Source organism: Methanofollis ethanolicus, from assembly GCF_001571385.1.
Classification (GTDB): domain Archaea; phylum Halobacteriota; class Methanomicrobia; order Methanomicrobiales; family Methanofollaceae; genus Methanofollis; species Methanofollis ethanolicus.
Genome location: NZ_BCNW01000001.1, coordinates 1,056,742 through 1,074,865 on the forward strand (window position 1 = coordinate 1,056,742; position 18,124 = coordinate 1,074,865).

Below are 18,124 nucleotides of genomic sequence, written 5' to 3' on the forward strand. Positions count from 1 at the left end.
TCCCAGAATGTAGGTAATGGTTAGCGTCATCGATGGCAGGAAGACCACAGACGAGGACATTGTCGCCGCGGTCGAGGGGAGGAAGGCCGGGGTTCTTCACCTCACCCACAACGATCTCGACGCCGCCGGTGCCGACGCCGTCCTCAGGATGAAGTGCGGGAAGATCACGACGATCTTCTCGTCGGTCGGTCGGTATACCGCGATCCTCGCCCTCATTGCAGGCTGCAAGGGGCGGTTCGACGTCCTCTCGATCAGCGACCTCGGGTACCAGAAGGGGGTCGAGGGTATCGTGAAGACGGCGGCAGGGAATGGCTGGAAGGTCGAGTGGCGCGATCATCACCGCTGGACCGCCGCCGAGACCGCGCTCGTCGAACCGCACTGTTCCCTCCTCCACATCGACACGACGGTCTGCGCCACCGGCGTCGTCGCCCGGGATATCATGCCCGGCGACGGGACGGCCGCGGAGGTTGCCAGGGTCGTCTGCGACTATGACCTCTGGAAGAAGGAGGACCCGCGGTCAGACGTCCTCGGGCAGGTGACCCAGCGCCGCCAGCACCTCACCTATGTGCGAAACCTCCTCATGCAGGGAAAGTTCACCGACCGCCGTGTGGCGGGGGTGTATGCCGAGATGAAAGCCGAGATGGACGCCGACATCCAGGCGAGCATCAGGGAAGCGAAGATCTACGGGAAAAAATACCGGATCGCCTTCGCCCCCCTCTACGGCTACCCGTCGGAGACGGCCCATGCGATCAGGGACGCACTCGGCACCGACATCGAGGTGATCGTCTCCTCGAACGGCCGGTTCTCCATCAGGTCGGTCCCGCCGGTCAGCCACCTCATCGCCCGCGAGTTCGGCGGCGGCGGCCACCCGAATGCGGCCGGGGGAAACCTCCCCTTCACTCTCATCGACCGCTTTTTCTTCTGGCTCCTCAAGAAGAACCGTCGCTTCGACGACCTCGTCGCGGTTGCCGAAGTTATCTGAGGATATAGGCCTCCTCACGGAGGGCCTTCCACCTTTCCTCCTCTCCCTCCTCTGTATAGCCCGCGGCCGCGATCTCGTCGGCGTCGAAGTGGCCCGCGGCCGCCATCAGGTCTTCGTGGGCCGGGTGGAGGAGGGCGAGTTCGCGGACCTCGTACTCGTCGGCAAGACGCCCGGCCTCGCCGATCCCGGCCGGGTCGGTGATCAGCGTTGTCTGGTGTTCGAGGAGCGCCTGGAGGTGGCCGATATCCCTCTTCAACGGGAAGAAGCAGGCTTTCTTCCCTGCGAGTTCTTCCAGTTCGATCTCTCCGGCCTCCTCCGCGATGAGGACGTGGCCGCCCGCGCCCGCGTCCCGCATCTCCCGCATCAGGCGGCCGAAGGCATCGACGACCTCCTCCGTCATCTCGTCGTCGTCGCCATAATACGCGTCCGTGAACTTGAAGAGGGACGGCGCCGGCAGGGCGAACCAGAGACCCTTCTGTCGCCGGGCAAGCATCCTGACATCCACGACCGCTTCCTCCGCCCGGACGCCGACCTCGCCGGTCACCGCCGTACCCTCGATGCCCTCAAGGCATCCGAGCACGCGCTGCGCATAGAAGCGCCCGCCCGCGCAGGAGATGTCCACGCCCTGCTGGAGGCCGAAAGAGCGCTCTATCTGATAGGCCGTGAGGTCACCGCCTATCCCCCGCCTCTCCTCTATCCAGGGAGCGAGTTCGTCGACCGCCGGCGTCCCGACCTCAGCCCCGAATGAGCGTGTCCTGACAGCAATCCGCTTCATCGGATAGTGAATCGCCCTCCTCCCATATAGGGATGATCGAAAGGAAAGGCAGATGTGCCGGTGCGGCAAGGGATCTCCATGGATAGCAGGCTCTCTGTCAGGCAGATGGAGCGAAAAGACGTCGACTTCGCCATCGCCCTCGCGCGGGATGAAGGCTGGAACCCCGGCCTCCATGACGCCGACGCCTTCTATGCCCAGGACCCGGCAGGTTTTTTTATCGGTGAGGCTGAGGACGAACCTATCGCCTGCTCCTCGATGGTGCGGTACGGCGACCGCTTCGCCTTCTTCGGCCTTCTCATCGTCAGGCCGGACGCCAGAGGGCGGGGGTACGGCCTTGCTGTCACAAAGGCCGCACTCGCCCATGCGGGAGACCGGACGATCGGCGGCGACGGCGTCCTTGCGATGCAACAGAAGTACCACGACCACCTCGGCTTCGACGTCATATACCGGAATATCAGGTACAGGGGGACGGGAGGCGGCACAATGCCCGACGGCCTGGTGCCTGCGTCCGCGTTTTCCTTCACTGACCTCGTTGCCTACGATGCCAGCATCTTCTCCGCGGCACGGCCGAAATTCCTCGCGCCCTGGCTTTCGCAAGAGGGCGCGACCGCACTCGCTCTCTCTGGCCGCGACGGCATCGCCGGGTACGGCGTGATACGGCCCTGCTTTGAGGGCTACAAGATCGGCCCCCTCTTTGCCGACACTCCCGCCGCCGCGGAGGCTCTGCTCGACGGCCTGCTGGCTTCGGTCCCGGACGCCCCCGTCTTCTTCGATGTCCCCGAACCGAACCCTGTCGCCGTCTCCCTCGCGAGGGTGCGCGGCATGGTGCAGGTCTTCGAGACCACGAGGATCTACCGCGGCACCCCGCCATCCGTACCTCTTGACCGGGTCTACGGCGTCACGACCTTCGAGCTCGGGTGAATCGCCCATGAACTCTTTTTCCGGCGGAGTTCACGGCGAGCCCATTTAAATAATCTATGTATATCTTCACCACCAAGAGGATACAGATGAGTGGCAAACCGTTGCTGGTGACATGCGGGCTTCCCTACACGAATGGCCCCTGTCATCTCGGGCATCTGCGGACCTATGTCCCTGCCGACTTCTATGTGCGATACCTCAGGCGGTGCGGGGAGGACGTGGTCTTCATCTGCGGGTCTGACAACCATGGAACGCCGATCGTGATCAGCGCCGAGCAGGAGGGTGCGACCCCCCGCGTCCTGGCCGAGCGCTACCACGCGCACTTCGACGAGACCTTCAAGCGCATGGAGATCTCCTTCGACCACTTCGGCATGACAGACGACGCAGCCAACCACCGCCGCGCCCAATCGATGGTGCAGGCCCTGATCGACAACGGCTATGTCTACTCGCAGACGATCCAGCAGAGTTTCTGCACGAAGTGCAACCGTTTCCTCCCTGACAGGTACGTGGAAGGTATCTGCCCGTACTGCGGGGCGAGTGCGCGGGGCGACGAGTGCGACCGCGGCTGCGGCCGCCACCTGGAACCCGGCGAGATCAAGAACCCGGTCTGCAAGGTCTGCGGGTCGCCCGCGGAGATGCGTGAACAGGAGCACTTCTTCTTCAAACTCGGCGAGTTCAAGGACTTCCTCCTCACCTATCTGGATGGCCTCTCCGGCACCTCGAATGCCCGCAACTATGCGATCGGGTGGGTGAAGGACGAACTCCATGACTGGTGCATCACCCGGACCCTGGACTGGGGCGTGAAGTTCCCTGGCCGGAACGACCTGGTGGTCTATGTCTGGGTGGACGCTCCCATCGGCTACATCTCCTTCACCGAGGAGTGGGCGGCGAAGACGGGGAACGACTGGAAGTGCTACTGGTGCGGCGAGGGCGAGGTCACTCACTTCATCGGGAGCGACATCATCTACCATCACTGCATCTTCTGGCCCGCCCTCCTCCACGGCGCGGGCTACGGGACGCCCCATGCCGTCGTTGCCTCGGGCATGGTGAAGTTCGAGGACCAGAAGTTCTCGAAGTCTCGCGGCTATGTCGTCTGGACGAACGATGACTACCTGGACCAGGGCCTCCCGGCCGATTACCTTCGCTACTACCTCCTCTCGTACACGAGCCACACGAAGGAACTGAACTTCTCCTGGCGGATCTTCCAGGAGCGGGTGAACTCCGAGATCGTCAACACTCTCGGGAACTTCTTCTACCGCACCCTCCACTTCGCCCACAAGTTCTTCGGCGGCGTCCCGCCCGGCCAGGCCGACCCCGAGGTTCTCTCCGAGATCGGGCGCTGCCTGGAGGGGCTGGACGTCTCGGTGCGGGAGTACGAGTTCAAGAACGCGGTGGACTCGATGATGGCGCTCGCCGCCTACGGGAACACGTACATCCAGAACAACGCCCCCTGGAAATTGGTCAAGACCGACCGCGCCGCCGCGGAGCAGGTGATCATCAACTGCCTCCAGATCGCCCGCGCCCTCGCCCTCATCATCGAACCGGTCATGCCCGACGCCGCGGGGCGTGCCTGGGCGATGCTCGGCTATGCTGACAATGTCTCGGCCCACCGGGTCGACGAAGCGCTCGAACTGGTGCAGAGCGGACCCCTGCCGGCACCCGAACCCCTCTTTGCAAAGATCGAGGACGATAAGGTGGCTGAACTGGAAAAAATTCTGGAAAAACGCGTGAGTGAAGCACGGATGAAAGAAATGAAAGCAGCAGAAGAGACCTCTGAGATCTCCATCGACGATTTTGCGGCGATGGACCTCCGGGTCGCCCGCGTCGTCAGCGCGGAAGCGGTGAAGGGTTCGAAGAAACTGCTGAGGATCATGGTCGACCTCGGCGACGAGCAGAGGCAGGTCGTCTCCGGCATCGCCACGTTCTACTCCCCCGAAGAACTCGTCGGGAAGAGCGTCGTCATGATTGTGAACCTGAAGCCCGCGAAGATCTTCGGGATCGAGAGCCAGGGCATGATCCTTGCGGCGGGCGACGCGGCCTCCCTCCTCATGCCCCTGCGCGATGTCGCGCCCGGCACGAAGATCCGATAAACTCTTTTTTTGGCTCTGTAGAAACCCTCATACTTCGGCCGATGTAACCCCGATCCTATGAAGAGGTATACAGATCCACTGCCTTCCCCACGATCTAGCCGGGGGACTTTTGCCCCCGGACCCCCGCTCAGGATTGGACCTCAAAGGGGCAAACGTGCATTTTGAAAAGGGGACTGCCCTCCACCCCCTATCCCAGTGGCAGGGGGATCGGGGGGCGGCAGCCCCCCGGACCAAGCACATCTGAATAGAATTTTTCTCCCTATCGCTTCAGGAAGTACTTTCCCATGAGGGTTTCTACAGAGCCCTTCCTCCCTTCATTCCTCGACCCGCACCCTTACCCTGACCGTGCCGGCCCCGTCGTTGATCCCGACCTCCCAGATGCCCGCGGAGGGGAAGGGTTCGACGGTGTCGAGGTAGTCGCCGGAGAAGACCATCCCCGGTTCATTGGTGATCCAGTATTCCGGGGTGTCGGCGCGGCCTGTGCCGTACCTGAAGAGGTACCAGGTGGTGTTCCGGCCGCCCGCGGTGGGCCGGAGGACGCCTCTGCCGACCGTGTGGCCGACGCCCTCGGGGTCGGTGAGAGTGACATCCACGGCGCAGATCCCCTCGATCACGATCACTGTCCCGTTCCCCGCGCAGACTGTTTCAGCCCGTGGGATATGCGGGTCATGGGAGGGGGCCGTTACGATCAGGGGGTATGCGACGAGAACGACGGCTGTAACAAAGACCAGAAGAAGGGCGATTGGCCGCGTGAATGTCACACAGATGCTTCACGCTCCGGGAATATATGTTTTGTAGAAATGAGCGGGCCTGGAGGGATTCGAACCCCCGGCATCCGGGTTAGAAGCCCGGCGCTATGTCCTGGCTAAGCCACAGGCCCCTGTGACCACTAGAGTTTGCTCTCTGGAGTTAAGAAAGTTATGAAGGAGGGATCAGATGGCGTGGTAATGCGCCGCCTTTACCGCCTCCACCACGACCGGGTGGCAGATGGAACCGATCTCCACCGACTTCGCCATGGAGTTGCCGCAGTAACTGACCTGCACCCGGGCGGAGAGGCGCTCGCGCTCCTCGTAGTAGACCGGGTGGATATAGTCGATCACCCGCTTCATGTTGATGTTTACCGAGAGCACCCTGACGATGATCCCGACATCCCCGGCCGAGAGATCTTCAAGGTCGACGCTCGTGAGAAAGAGGTGGGTGTCGGGACCCGGTTCGAGCGCTGCGACGGAAACGACATTGTTCGTGCTCTGCAGCTCGATGGTCCGTGGTTTTCCCTGTTTGAGTTCGGATATGACCCCACCCGCTATCCCTGTCAATGCAGTCATTTTCATCGTGCATCACCCGTACATCGGAAGGTTCTCTTTTTTCTGGGGCGTTTCGGTGCTCTGGACCTCTTCGGCGAGTTTGTGCATCGTCGCCTCGATCTCGGCCGCCTGTTCGAGGAGAGGTTCGATATCGACGTCCAGCCCGTACAGGGTGTTGAGCACCTTCAGCGTCGCCGCCGCCGAGCGGGGGTCGGGGGTGTTCACCGTCTCGCCGAGGAACCCGTAGCCAGGGAGATTCCTGATCTTGCACTCGGTGAGGATGCTCCCCGCGATCCCGGAGATGCTCCCCATCGGGAGGATGACAGTCTCGTCCCTGATCCTCTCAAGCATCTCTTCCCGGGTGGCGACGCCGAAGACCCTCTTCTCCGGTTCGTTGGTGACGATGCCCGCGATGGTGATCACCTCCCTGACCGGGTACCCGGCGAGCCATTCGATGATCCCGTTTGCGACTTCATAGCAGATCATCGGGTGGATCGGGATGTCGGCGACGATGGCCGCCGTCTCCGCCTTCTCGTAGATCCTGACCGGGACATTGATGACGCCCTTGGCCATCATGGCGACAGGCGGGAAATATTTGCTCGTGATGTTCCCGATCTGCTCGAACTCCATCTGCTCCACGAGATATTGCAGGGCAATGCTCCCGACGAGTCCACTGCCCGGAAAGCCCATGAGGACCAGAGGATTTTCGCCGCTCAGGGGCTTTGAAGTGATTTTTATCTCCGGTTCGGCCGACATCATCTTAAGATACACAGTCGACTACATAAAGTACTATGCAGGAATATCCGATTAAGCGGGGGTTTAAGGACGGGCTTGGCGAGCGGATGGTCGCCTCCCTCTCGGAGTGCTTCGGCGTGGAGCCTTCGGAGACGGCAGGCACGTACACCATCTCGTACGGCGCCCTGAAGATGCTCGCCGTCTCCCTCGGCCCGAAGGGGAGCACGGTCCTTGTGGACACGGAGTCAGACCTTGCCGCGGACGACGAGACGATCCTGGATACGAACCGCCGGTTCAGGAAGTACCTCGATGTGGTGACCGGGTACACCTCGAAAGAAAGGGCGAAGAAGATGCAGAAGGCTGATTGAACAGAATACTTTTTTCCGCCGGCTTCATGCAAAATGGGGAGTGATTGATCACTCCTTCCGGTTTCTCCCGATGTAAAATCCGGTGATACATGCAATGACGACGAGCGATAGCGCCGCCGCCGTCCAGATGATCGTGTTCAGGTCGCCGGGTGATTCAACGACCGGTCCGGCGGTGCCGAGGGGTCCGGGGGTCTGAACTCCCGCGGTGGCGGCAGGGGCCGGGGGCAGGGTCGCCGTGGTGGCGGCGGCCTCGAGGGCCGGTGCCGTGGTGATGGCGACCTGCGGGGAGGAGGGAGCACCGCCTGCGCCGCCGCCACCCGGACTGCCGCCGGGGCCGCCCGGCGTGGTGCCGCCGCCTGCCTGTACGCTCAGGTCAATGTTTCCGAGTTCGCCGGATCTGAAGACTGCGGTTTTTGCAGCTTTATTCCCGTTCACGGTGAAGGTGATGGTCTTGCCGATCGCATCCCCTCCGCCCTTGACGACAAGGCGGTCGTCGTCTATTTCAACTCCACCATAAACCCCTGTCCTGTCCGTAGTGAGTTTGCCGTACGATGTACCGTCGATAAATGCTTCGATCACTGTTCCTACAGGTGCCGGGTTTCCGTTGATGGTTAACGTCCCGCTGAACTCCTGAGGGACGACCGGTGTTTCGTTGGCTGCTACGACGGTGCCGATCAGGGCTGCCATCGCGAGGATGAGCACGGTGATTGCTGTTCTGCCTTTCATCATATTCCCTCAAAAATTTTAGATGCTGATGGCGGCCAGAGTGCCGCCGGTCCGCATGAAGAGCCAGTATCCCTCTCCGGGGTTGAGATCTCTCTCGTCTGTGTGCGCTCCGCTGCCACCGTTGATGATCGAGGATTCGTAGGCCTGGTCCCTGGCATCAAGGCCGATGAGGATTGCCCATGCCTCTTTCACCGATACGAGTGCGTCCTTTGCGGGTGCCGGGCTGATGTCAGAGAAGCCGATGGCGTTCCATCCCGGTACGAGGTTCTTTGTCGGGGCGGTTACGGGTTTGAGGGAGTCGAAAGTGAGCACGACGGTTGCAGTGCTGTTAGAGTAGATCCAGATACCATCGAGAGGTCTGATCTGCGTGCTGGTCTTGAGGGCTTCCCAGCCGTTCGTACCGTCATAGCCGAAGATCGAGTGACCGGCACAGTCGACGCCGCTGAAGACGGTGACGGTGTCGTTGCCGGGCGCGAGGGTCCTCGGGGTGGAGACGAAGTTCCAGCCCTTGTGGAGGGTGAGGGCCATGCCCTCATCGCTTCCCGGGAGTCCGGTGAGCCTGATCGCGTCGATGCTGCCGAGCTGCTTCTCGGCGGGGACAGAAGGCCCGACGAGTTTGAGAGGCCAGTCCCCTTCTTCGAGTGGTCGGCCGCCAATCTCGTTGGCGAGGATGTAGCCGTTGTTGCGCTTCACGTCGGCACTCTGGAGCTCGACGTTTCTGTCGTCGGCTGTGCCTGCGATGCCGTCTGGGCCGTAGTCGATGAGGACGATGGTATAGCCGGCGTCGGCGAGGTCGTCGCGGTATGCCCCGGCCCCGTGCGACTGGCAGTCGTCGACCCAGCCGCAGAGGAGCCAGAGGGGCATGCCCGACCAGGTCTTCCCGCCGTCGGTCCACTCGGCCCGGTGGATGCCGCCGCTGCACTCGACGCCGTGCTCGTAGTAGGTCCGGCTCATCTCTTCAGCGATAGCACCATTGAGGGTGAGAGTCCAGTCCTCTCTGGGTGCAGGCAGGATCTCGATAGTGTCGACCTTTGCAACTGAGATCCCGGCCACTGAGGGTTTCTTCTCGTAGTAGTGCCAGTAGCGTGCCGGGAGGCACTCGTGCATGTCCCAGTTGCCGAAGATCCCGTCCGGGGCCATGAAGAAGAGACGGGGGCCTTCGCGGTATGCCGGGACTTCACCCTGATAGTCGGTCCACCAGGCGAGGATGGCCTCCCCCTGCCTGGTCGCAGGAGTGTAGACTGAAGAGTACGGGAGGGCTCCGGTGTATCCGTCTGTGGCGGTGAACGTGATCTCGTTGCCTTCTTCCGCACCGCCGACGAGGCTGCAGAGGTCGCGCACGGAGGTGCCTTTCACGACTTCGTTGATCTTGCCCGGGTTGGCGTTGACTGTCTCTTCGGCATCCCAGAAGTCGTAGGGTTTGCCCGGGTGGGTCTCGTTCCACGCGTCACTGAAGACCGGGCCCTGGAAGTGGAGTTCGGTGCCGTTCTCTCCGCCGTAGACAGGGAGGTTCTTCTTCATCCACCGCACGGTGACGGTGGTTTCATCGGCGATGGTCCTCCCATCTTCTGCATACTTGACGATCCTGATCTTCGGAAGATCGGCGAGGGCGAGGACGGTGACGCTCGCGGTGCCCTGCACCCCCTCGCTCTCTGCGGTGAGGATCGTGGTGCCGCCGGCGAGGGCCTTGAAGTATCCGGTGGCGTTCACGCTTCCGACGGTGGTGTTGCTGCTCGTCCAGGTGAAGACGAGGTCTTCGATCGCCTCGCCGGTGTCGTCATACCCTGCGGCCGAGAACTGGAAGATCTCTTTCTCTTCAAGTTCGATGTCGGCCGGGGTGACGGTGACGGTGGTGGGTGCAGGTCCTGTGATCTCGCCGTCCTTCCACTCGCCCATCATCGGGTAATCGTCCTTGTAGGCGCCAAAGGACATCGGTGTGTCGCCGATGCCGTTTTTGTCGGCGTCGATGCCGGTGTACCCGCTGTAGTGGTTCCCGACGTAGCCCGTGTACTCGCCGCCGCGGTAGGTGTAGGTCACCTCTTCGGGGGAGTGGTAGGTGTTGCCGGTCAGGATCTCAACAGGACCGAGGAAGGCGTTGGCCCAGACGATGTTGTCTTTCGGTGTGTCTTTGATGCAGATCTCTTTATCGATGTTTTTCTCGCAGGTGTTGTTGAAGACGAGGTTGCCGGAGACGGTGTCCCTGAGGCTGAGGCCGCGCTTGGTGTTCTCGTGGCAGGAGTTCTCTTCGACGGTGTTGCCGGTGGCGTCGCCGCCGAGGTGGATGCCGTTGTAGCAACCGGCGCAGTCGTTCTTCCTGACGATGCAGTTGTCGAAGCCGACGATCTCAATGCCTGCGACGTGCTCGTCGGTCGGGCCGCGGACGGAGAAGCCTTCAATGGTCACGCCGTCGGCGTCGACGTCGAAAACCGGTTTGTCGGAGGTCGCGGCCGTGACGGTCACGGCGCCGGCGCCGTTTTCAGTGCTGATGACGAGATGTTTGTTCACCAGCACGTTCTCGGTGTAGGCGCCGTCTCTGACGACGATAGTGTCGCCACCATTCGAGGCTGCGACTGCATCAGAGATGCTGGTGTAGATGCCTTCGCCGCCGTCGTCGTCGACGTACCGCGTCTGCGGTTCGGGCGGCGGTGCGTAGGCGTCATGCGCCGACATTAACGGTGCATAATCGGTGCCCAGGCCGTTGGGGAGGGCGTACGGGGTGTCGATGACGCCGTCGTTGTTGGTGTCGTCGCCGGTGTAGTCGGACCAGAAGTTGCCGAGGTAGCCGGTGTGAGTGGCGCTGTTGTAGGTGTAGGTGATGGGGGTGGAGTTCCAGATCTGGGCTGGTGATGTGGTTGAAATCACATCTGCGGCTTTGTCGATGAAGTCATTGAGATAGACTCTGTTGTCGCCGCCGGACTTGTAAAATTCAAGCCCTGCTGTGGAAGAGGAGCTGAATGTATTATTGACGATGGTGTTGTTTGAAGAAGTTGGACGTGAGATGGATAATCCGACTCCTTTATTCTTTATGAATAGATTATCTGAGATTGTACAACTATTTGCATAATTAATGGTCATTGCAGAATATTTACCTGTGGTATTTTTGACGACGTTGTGCGAGAATATGGTGTTATTAGCACCAATATTGATTCCGCTAGGGGCTGTAAGTCCATCAAAGACACAATGTGTAATTACCGAGTCGGAACAGGGTCCAATATTATAATCAATAAAAATCCCAGATGTACTGTTGGTCACCAATACGCCCTCAATCCGCGTTCCGGTTGCGTCTGCTGAGGAATGCCCGAGTCCAAAACCAATCAATTCACTCCCTCTGCAGTCGACAGTCACCAGATCGGCGCCCTCGCCAATGATAGATAGGTGAGGTTTCTGTACTTGAAATTCTGAGTAGGTGCCGTTGTAAAGGAAGATCGTGTCTCCTGGCTGAGTATCTACGGCCCCAGTAATACTTGTGTAATCATTAATGTCGTCGCCGCTATGGAGGTACCATGTCGTCGCCGCTGTCGGTGTTATGAGGAGAGCAAGCAGAATAAGGTAGAAAATTCCAATCGATTTTTTCATAATAATCACCATAGAAAAGAAAAAAAGGGTTAGTTGGTGTGGTGATGGGTCACCACGAGCTTTACGTAGTCGGTCGCAAGAATTGATACGTCTCTGTCGACAATACCCTTCTGCTTCACGAGCACGGTGACGTCACCGTTAATGATGTAGTCGCTGATGCTTGAGGTGATGTCGCCCGTGAGCGAGATTTCGGTGCCGCTGGTGCTCTCTTGCAGGAGTTCGTAGGTGCTGCCGTCCCAGATATAGAGTTCAGCACCGTTCGTCCCACCAGGGTGTGTGCCGGTACCGTTCCACGTGACGGCGAGTTTCTCGATGTTGGCAGCGTCCTCGGTGACGTTGAAGACGAAGCGCTGGGCGGCGTACTCGCCATCGTCCACACTGAGGGTATACTCGGAGGTGCCATCGTCAACGGCGATCTTCGAGGTATCGACGGTGGTGCCGCTCGGGTCGTTCAGGCCCGGGGAGGCGCCGACGCCGCCCTTGTACGCATACTCGACGGTGTCGCCGCCGGTGGCGAAGTCATAGCGGTGCGGGGGGTAGATGTCGATGTTGGTGACCTGCTTCACCGAGAGGCCCTTTGCAGAGGGGTACGCTTTGTAGTTGTCATTCTTGTCGTACCAGTACTTCCAGTACCAGGACGGCAGAGACTCGTGCATGTCCCAGTTGGTGAAATTGTTGTCGGTCGCATCGTAGAAGTAGAGACGCATGCCGTCGCTCCAGGTCGGAACATCGCCATAGACGGAGTCCCACCAGGTCAGCACCAGTTCGCCGAGTTCTGAGGGCGGGTTGTTGACGTGGGTGGCGTTGAACCACGTGGTGTAGGTCTTGGTGCCAACGCTCGTGATCGCGATCTCGTCGCCGGCGCTCATGCTGCCAACCTCGCTGACAATGTCGCGGATCAAGGTGCCGTTGTGGCCGCCGTAACTGACGAGGTTGACTCCCACCTCGTCCTCGTCCCAGATGTTGTAGTCGCTCTCGTTAAAACCTGCGGCGATCCACTCGTCCAGAAACACCGGGCCCTGCATGTAGATGTCGCCGTTGCTTACGACATCGTCGTACTGGCTCCTAAGATACGTATAGGTAAGGTTCTCCGACTGGTCGATCGCGGAGTAGTTGTTGTCGCAGTACTTGGCCACGATGACGTTTGTCGTTCCTGCTGCCGCTGCCGGCATGACCAGCACCGCGAGGGCGATGCACAGGCAGAGAACTGCCATTGGCACTTTTATTCGTGTAATCATACTTCTAAGGGTCATTTTTTTCCTTTCCTGTCGTTTTAACGACAATGAATACTCGATCAAGACCACTATAAGTCTCTTTTGATGAAAATGTAAAAAATATTAAGCAAACTATGTTGATGTCATTGACAGATATGCACGATTTTTGCTGGGGAAATCCCGGAAAATATCGTATATATACGCGATATCTCTCTGTTATCTCTACATTGGGTTTAAATTTCTCTATTTGTGGGATCAAAGTGGTCCATTTCCACGTTTTGGCTCCTATTATAGGAAAAAATGAGAATATAATCGAATCTGTATTCTGCGCACACTATCCTGTGCCGAGGTCCCCGCGAAGGTGCTGTTGCCCTTCATATGGGGCCAGTAGCCCCGGCCGGGGAAAGTAGTGCCCGGTGTCCGTGAACCCGGCCGCTTTTCAGGTCTTCTCCGGCGGAAGAGAGGAGTATATTTTTCGAAATATTGGAGAAACCGATCGAGCCCTGCATATTTCGTGCTCAAAATATTTTGTGATAAGATACGCGAAATGTTTTGGGGATTAAAAAATCCCCGCCAGACCTGTTCATACCCCTATCGCCGCAAAATTCCCCTTCTCGTTCATGAAGATCCAGTAGCCCTCCTTCGGCCCCATGTAAGACACCAGGTTGCTCCCGGCGGTCACGGCCGGCCTGTACTCCTGTCTGATCCTGTCGAACCCGACAAGAGAGGACCATGCCCCGTCCACCGACTGCAACGTCTCCTCCACCGGTACGGGGACGGTGTCCGAGAACCCGATCGCGTTCCATCCCGGTGTGAGGTGCTTCATCGGCGGCACCTGTCGCAGGTCGGGGTTGTACGTCAACCCGACGGCGGTGCTCTCATTTGCATAGATCCAGATCCCGTCCAGCACCTCGAGCCGGTCATCCGACTTGAGCACCCGCCAGCCGTCAGGCTGGGCGTACCCGAAGATCGAGTGACCCGCACAGTCCACCGCCTCGAAGACCGCCACCGTATCTGCGCCGGGCGCCAGCCGTTTCGGCACCGAGACGAAGTTCCAGCCGGCGAGCAGGGTGAGAGTATCGTAATCGTCGCCGCCCGCACCCACGACGACGACGCGCGTGAAGATGTTGTTCTCCTCATCTGCTTCCTCAACGGCGCCGTCGGGGTCGGCGATGACGGAGAGTTCGTAGACCCCTTCGGCCGCCGGTTTCCAGACGAAGGAGACATCCGCATGGTCCCCGGCCGCAAGCCCGGCCACCGTTTCGGTCGCGGCCTTCGCGCCGTCCAGTGCAAACGCGACGACAAATGCGTCGGCGTCCTTTCCTCCGCTGTTCTCGACCCGTGCCGTGACCGTCGCATTGACGCCCGGATCGAGATCAGGCACCTCGATCCCGGTGACGAGGATGTCGGGCTCTCCGCTCCGGTCGATCACCACCCGGTCGAAGACCTCGCCGGGCGGGCGGATGCCGAGGACTTCCTTGTTGTCCTCGGAGACGTCTGCCACCGGTACGAACTCCATCGTCGCCGTTTCGTTCGCCGGGTCCACCGTCACCCGCGTATAGCCCAGCGTAAACTCCAGGCTGTTCTGGTACCCGATCTCTTTCTCCTCGGTGAGGGTGTACAGCGGGCCTCCGCCGGTCGCCGCGACGACGTACTGCGTGCCGTTCACCAGGTACCGCTGGTATGAATGGACATGCCCGTTGAAGACGACATCGACATCGTTCGCCTCGAATGTCGGCCCCCACAGAGTACGGAAGTTCTTCCATCCGCCCGGATGACTGGTTCCCGAACTGTACGGCGGGTGGTGGAAGGCGACGAACGTCCAGGACGCGGTGCTCTCCGCGAGGTCCGATGCCAGCCATGCCGTCTCTTCGTTCATCCTCGGCCCCACATCGTCGTTGGAGTCGAGCATGGCGACATGCACGTCGCCGCAGTCGAAGGAATACCACGAGGGAGCGCCGAATGCCGCCATGTAACCCTCTGCATCGTCCAGGTAGTCGTGGTTCCCGCGTGTCGGGTACAGCGTCGTGTTCGCATACAGCGCCCGCCCGGATGCGAAGAACCGGTCCCACTCTTCAAGGTTGTCCGGGTCGCCGACAGTGTCGCCGACATGGACCACGAAGGCGGCGTCCTGCTCCTCCGCGGCGATCCGGTCCGCGACGAGTTTGTGCCGCTCCAGCTGCGTGAAGTCGGATATCTGCTCCTGCGTATCGCCGTAGACGATGAAGGTGCACGGCCCGCTCTCCGGGAAGGTTCTGAAGGTCAAGTCCGCGGAGACGTTCCTGCCCGCGTGGACGCGGTAATGATAGCGCGTATCGGGCGCAAGGTCGGTGAGACTCACGTGCCTGAGCACCTCCTCGCCGGCGGCGGAGACATTGCGGTCGTACTTCCCGTGCTCGGTGAAGTACGCTTCAGCGGCGTACTCCACCATCCCGGCCGCCGGGATCTCAGTCTTCCAGTTGATCGTCGTCCCGTTCGTCGTCGTCCCGGTCAGGTACGGCCCCCACTGTACCTCCGGCACCGGCGGGAGGACCTCGTACTGGTCGACTGGCTCCGTCAGGGGATAATTATCACGATCCGTCTCCGAGACGATGTAGGGGATGTCGCCGATACCGTCGCCGTTGGCATCGGTGCCGTTGTAGTCATCCCAGTAGTTACCCAGGTGTCCGGTGTACGGCGTGCTATTGTAAAGATATTCGATCGGCAGGGAGGCATTGACTGTTGTGGCCGATTTAGAACTCCTCCAATTGACTGTATTTCCAATAAAGGAGTTCATATAAATAATTTCCACACCCTGACATTTTAGGGTACTAAGACCGCCTCCGTTCTTTGTGAGGGTGTTGTTGGTGATGATGTCGCCGGATGTCTCGGCTAAGTAAATTGCATCTCCTCCGTTCTGTGTGAATAGATTGTCGGCAATGAGGGAGTTATGCGACTTTTCCATAAATATTCCGTTATACCCACAGGAGATGTTGTTCGCTGAGATGGTTGCATTTCTGACATAACTGAAATAAATCTTCATCGGGTTTTTGCTCTTAGAGAATTCGTTCTCTCTAATTGTGACATTCCAGCACCCATTGCAATTGAGATCACAATACCCTTTTTTAGGCTGTCCTTCGTTTCCGAAACTATTTCTCACAAATGTCGTATTATTTGAATTTTTCAGAGATACCCCGAAGGCCTCATGCTCTGAAAAAGAAACATTGTTTATGATGGTGCCATCTGAAGAGATGGACCACAGCCCATATTTTGAGTCGCCCCTCACGCTGCTGTCGGAGATGATGTTCTGATGCGAGTTCGTGATCTTGATCTCGGACTCTCCGTTGGAAGCCATCACGCATCTCCGGATTGTATTCTCATCCGCTTCATTCAGATCTATTCCAGAAAGCGAGTTCTCGCTCCCGGTACATCCTGCAATGACATTGCCTTTTGAAGCATTGAGGTAGATTCCGTATTGGGCGTTCCTCTCCCCAAAAGAGTCGGTGAGGGTGATGTTTTCTGTGCCCCTCAAGATAATTCCATGAAAATTGGACGAAGCAGTGACATCTGCAACCCGGCAATCCCGCACCCCGTCCAGGAGAAGCCCGGCCCCCTCGTTCATCGCCCCGGTCAGCGCAAACCCTTCGATGGTGACGTTATCGGCAGTCACGGCGATCACGTCGTCCTGGGTATTCGCCGCCTTCACCGTCGTGGCTGCGGTGCCGTGCTCTGAGACGAGGGTCAGGCGTTTGCCGACATCGATGTTCTCGGTGTACGTCCCGTCCCTGACAAGGACGGTGTCCCCGGGATTGGCAGAGAGCACCGCTTCCTGAATGGTGGTGTAATCCCCGCTCCCGCCGATATCGACGACGATCGTTTTCGCCGGAGGAGGTGCCAGGGCAACCGTCACGGTCGTTGATCCCGAGACCCCGCCTGTCGTCGCCGTCACCGTCGCCGTCCCCTCTGCCAGCGCCGTGAAGAGCCCGGTGGCCGGGTCCACCGTCCCGACCGTCTCGTTGTCGCACGACCAGGAGACCGCGACGCCCTCCATCGGTCCGCCGTTCTGGTCCCTGGGCACGGCCGAAAACTGCTTCGTCTTCCCGACCACCGCCGTTGCATCCGCAGGATAGACCGAGATGGTGGTCAGCACCGGCCGCTCGCTCACTCTGATATATCCCTTCTTTGTCCAGGACACCGTACCCTCCGCGGCCGTCACCGTGAGGGTGACATTATATGTGCCAGGTTTTTTGTACTCGTGCACCGGCCGCTCATCCGGCGAGACGGCGGTGTCGTCGCCGAAGTCCCACTGCCATCCGGTCGGTGTCGTCGCCGAGGTCTCGGGCGTGAAGGCCACGGTGAGGGGAGCATATCCTGAGGTCTGGTTCGCGGCGAAGGTGACCCTGAAGAGGGGCGCTGGGTCCTGCGAATGGATGATGACCCGGTCGATGTACTTTACCGACAGCCCGGTGGTCGCCGGGTACTCATCAACCTTGCCGGAGATGTAATAGTGCCAGTATTTCTCGTCCATGCACTCGTGCATGTCCCAGTTGCCGAAGACATGCCACCCCCACGGGTTGGTGGAGTCGTCGGCAAAGAAGATCAGGCGCATTCCTTCAAAATAGGTTGGGACATGTCCAAGGTCGGGCCGCCACCAAGTGATGACCATCGGCCCCTGCCTGGGATCGGGGTCGTAGACGTTCCGGTACCCGAAATTTTTGTACATTCCGTCTTCGGCCTTGATCGTGACTGTGTCGCCCGGGTTCATACCGCCGACCAGTTCGCAGAGATCTCTGACGTCGGTTCCCTTGACGGCGTGATAGTCCTTTTCAGGAATATTTCCACTCTCTGCTCTGTCCCATCTTAGGTCCTCGTCTTTCTCCCCGAGTTCGGGCCCCTGGTGATAGTAATGCGTCACCCCATCTCCCTGTACCGGGAGATTTTCCTCCATCCAGTGATAGTCGACTGTTTCCTGTGCAATCAACGTCTCGTCTACGGCTAGTTTGGAAACCGTCACCTCTGTCGTTGGGGTTCCCGCCGAGACCGGCGCCACCAGGAGGAGGCCCAGGAGAACAAGGATAAGGAGGGGGGTGATGCTTGCTTTTATCCTCGATTCAGATATTGATTCTTTGAATAATCTTGATTTGCTATTTTTTTCACTTTTCATGCGATCTCATCCGGTAATATGTATATCGATATCACCTCTCTGCCGGTATTATAAATTGGTTTTCATTATTCTGTTAATTATGTTAAACTGCCTTTGTTAATGTCTCGGGCATGAAGGCGGGCTGAAAAACCGTGAAAAACGTGTGCGTTGCTTGAAAGTGGCGTGATGTCGGGATGAGTGCCTGAAAAAGGATTTTTCGCCCGCTCCTCTCCCCTCCGTCCGGGCATTTCTGGGGGATGGGGCCCTATCCGCCGATATGGGAGCGGATCCGGGATGCGCCCGTGATCAGAGAG

The 18,124-nt window shown here is 59.4% G+C and carries 12 protein-coding genes and 1 tRNA gene; 4 read left to right on the forward strand and 9 right to left on the reverse strand.

What is annotated here, in order from left to right; genetic code table 11:
- Positions 1-16 precede the first annotated feature (16 nt).
- Positions 17-982, forward strand: a complete 966-nt coding sequence (locus MEFOE_RS05280; protein WP_067049312.1) for a DHH family phosphoesterase — start codon at positions 17-19, stop codon at positions 980-982.
- Here the strand turns inward: MEFOE_RS05280 and MEFOE_RS05285 are convergent.
- A complete protein-coding gene (locus tag MEFOE_RS05285) occupies positions 975-1,757 on the reverse strand; it encodes a hypothetical protein (protein ID WP_067049315.1) in 783 nt (260 codons plus the stop codon). The genes MEFOE_RS05280 and MEFOE_RS05285 overlap by 8 nt on opposite strands.
- A gap of 78 nt (positions 1,758-1,835) precedes the next feature.
- On the opposite strand from MEFOE_RS05285, the gene MEFOE_RS05290 reads away from it, so the two are divergent.
- Together MEFOE_RS05290 and metG are read left to right on the forward strand one after the other, a co-directional pair.
- The gene (locus tag MEFOE_RS05290) at positions 1,836-2,678 is read left to right on the forward strand and encodes a GNAT family N-acetyltransferase (protein ID WP_067053009.1); all 843 of its coding nucleotides are present in this window, start codon (positions 1,836-1,838) and stop codon (positions 2,676-2,678) included.
- Positions 2,679-2,764: 86 nt separating this feature from the next.
- Complete coding sequence (gene metG / locus MEFOE_RS05295; protein WP_067053012.1) at positions 2,765-4,765, forward strand: methionine--tRNA ligase; 2,001 nt, start codon at positions 2,765-2,767, stop codon at positions 4,763-4,765.
- Between the two features lie 314 nt (positions 4,766-5,079).
- On the opposite strand, the gene MEFOE_RS05300 is transcribed toward metG, so the two are convergent.
- The 4 genes from MEFOE_RS05300 to MEFOE_RS05315 form a co-directional block, all read right to left on the reverse strand.
- Positions 5,080-5,526: a hypothetical protein gene (locus MEFOE_RS05300; protein ID WP_067049319.1), complete on the reverse strand. Its 447-nt coding sequence runs from the start codon at positions 5,524-5,526 to the stop codon at positions 5,080-5,082.
- Positions 5,527-5,570: 44 nt separating this feature from the next.
- Positions 5,571-5,645: transfer RNA gene (locus MEFOE_RS05305), tRNA-Arg, on the reverse strand.
- 52 nt (positions 5,646-5,697) lie between these two features.
- Positions 5,698-6,096: a DUF473 domain-containing protein gene (locus tag MEFOE_RS05310; protein WP_067049322.1), complete on the reverse strand. Its 399-nt coding sequence runs from the start codon at positions 6,094-6,096 to the stop codon at positions 5,698-5,700.
- Between the two features lie 6 nt (positions 6,097-6,102).
- Positions 6,103-6,828, reverse strand: coding sequence for a proteasome assembly chaperone family protein (locus MEFOE_RS05315; RefSeq protein WP_394326508.1), 726 nt, complete (start codon positions 6,826-6,828; stop codon positions 6,103-6,105).
- 32 nt (positions 6,829-6,860) lie between these two features.
- Here MEFOE_RS05315 and MEFOE_RS05320 point away from each other — a divergent pair, with 32 nt between their 5' ends.
- Positions 6,861-7,172: a DUF5611 family protein gene (locus MEFOE_RS05320; protein ID WP_067049327.1), complete on the forward strand. Its 312-nt coding sequence runs from the start codon at positions 6,861-6,863 to the stop codon at positions 7,170-7,172.
- 48 nt (positions 7,173-7,220) lie between these two features.
- Here the strand turns inward: MEFOE_RS05320 and MEFOE_RS05325 are convergent, their stop codons facing one another.
- From MEFOE_RS05325 to MEFOE_RS05340, 4 genes are all read right to left on the reverse strand, one after another.
- Positions 7,221-7,898 (reverse strand): hypothetical protein, encoded by a 678-nt coding sequence (locus MEFOE_RS05325; RefSeq protein WP_067049330.1) that lies wholly within the window; start codon positions 7,896-7,898, stop codon positions 7,221-7,223.
- Between the two features lie 18 nt (positions 7,899-7,916).
- A complete protein-coding gene (locus tag MEFOE_RS05330) occupies positions 7,917-11,486 on the reverse strand; it encodes a NosD domain-containing protein (protein WP_083523348.1) in 3,570 nt (1,189 codons plus the stop codon).
- Positions 11,487-11,503: 17 nt separating this feature from the next.
- Entirely contained in the window at positions 11,504-12,688 is a 1,185-nt protein-coding gene (locus tag MEFOE_RS05335; RefSeq protein ID WP_067049343.1) for a hypothetical protein, read from the reverse strand.
- Positions 12,689-13,271: 583 nt separating this feature from the next.
- Positions 13,272-17,717, reverse strand: coding sequence for a NosD domain-containing protein (locus tag MEFOE_RS05340; RefSeq protein ID WP_235809569.1), 4,446 nt, complete (start codon positions 17,715-17,717; stop codon positions 13,272-13,274).
- Positions 17,718-18,124: the final 407 nt, after the last annotated feature.

Coding starts and splice junctions, on each gene's coding strand:
- MEFOE_RS05285 (WP_067049315.1), bottom strand. CDS start 1,757: ATGAAGCGGATTGCTGTCAGGACACGCTCATTCGGGGCTGAGGTCGGG.
- MEFOE_RS05280 (WP_067049312.1), top strand. CDS start 17: ATGGTTAGCGTCATCGATGGCAGGAAGACCACAGACGAGGACATTGTC.
- MEFOE_RS05315 (WP_394326508.1), bottom strand. CDS start 6,828: ATGATGTCGGCCGAACCGGAGATAAAAATCACTTCAAAGCCCCTGAGC.
- MEFOE_RS05330 (WP_083523348.1), bottom strand. CDS start 11,486: ATGGTGATTATTATGAAAAAATCGATTGGAATTTTCTACCTTATTCTG.
- metG (WP_067053012.1), top strand. CDS start 2,765: ATGAGTGGCAAACCGTTGCTGGTGACATGCGGGCTTCCCTACACGAAT.
- MEFOE_RS05320 (WP_067049327.1), top strand. CDS start 6,861: ATGCAGGAATATCCGATTAAGCGGGGGTTTAAGGACGGGCTTGGCGAG.
- MEFOE_RS05325 (WP_067049330.1), bottom strand. CDS start 7,898: ATGAAAGGCAGAACAGCAATCACCGTGCTCATCCTCGCGATGGCAGCC.
- MEFOE_RS05335 (WP_067049343.1), bottom strand. CDS start 12,688: ATGGCAGTTCTCTGCCTGTGCATCGCCCTCGCGGTGCTGGTCATGCCG.
- MEFOE_RS05310 (WP_067049322.1), bottom strand. CDS start 6,096: ATGAAAATGACTGCATTGACAGGGATAGCGGGTGGGGTCATATCCGAA.
- MEFOE_RS05290 (WP_067053009.1), top strand. CDS start 1,836: ATGGATAGCAGGCTCTCTGTCAGGCAGATGGAGCGAAAAGACGTCGAC.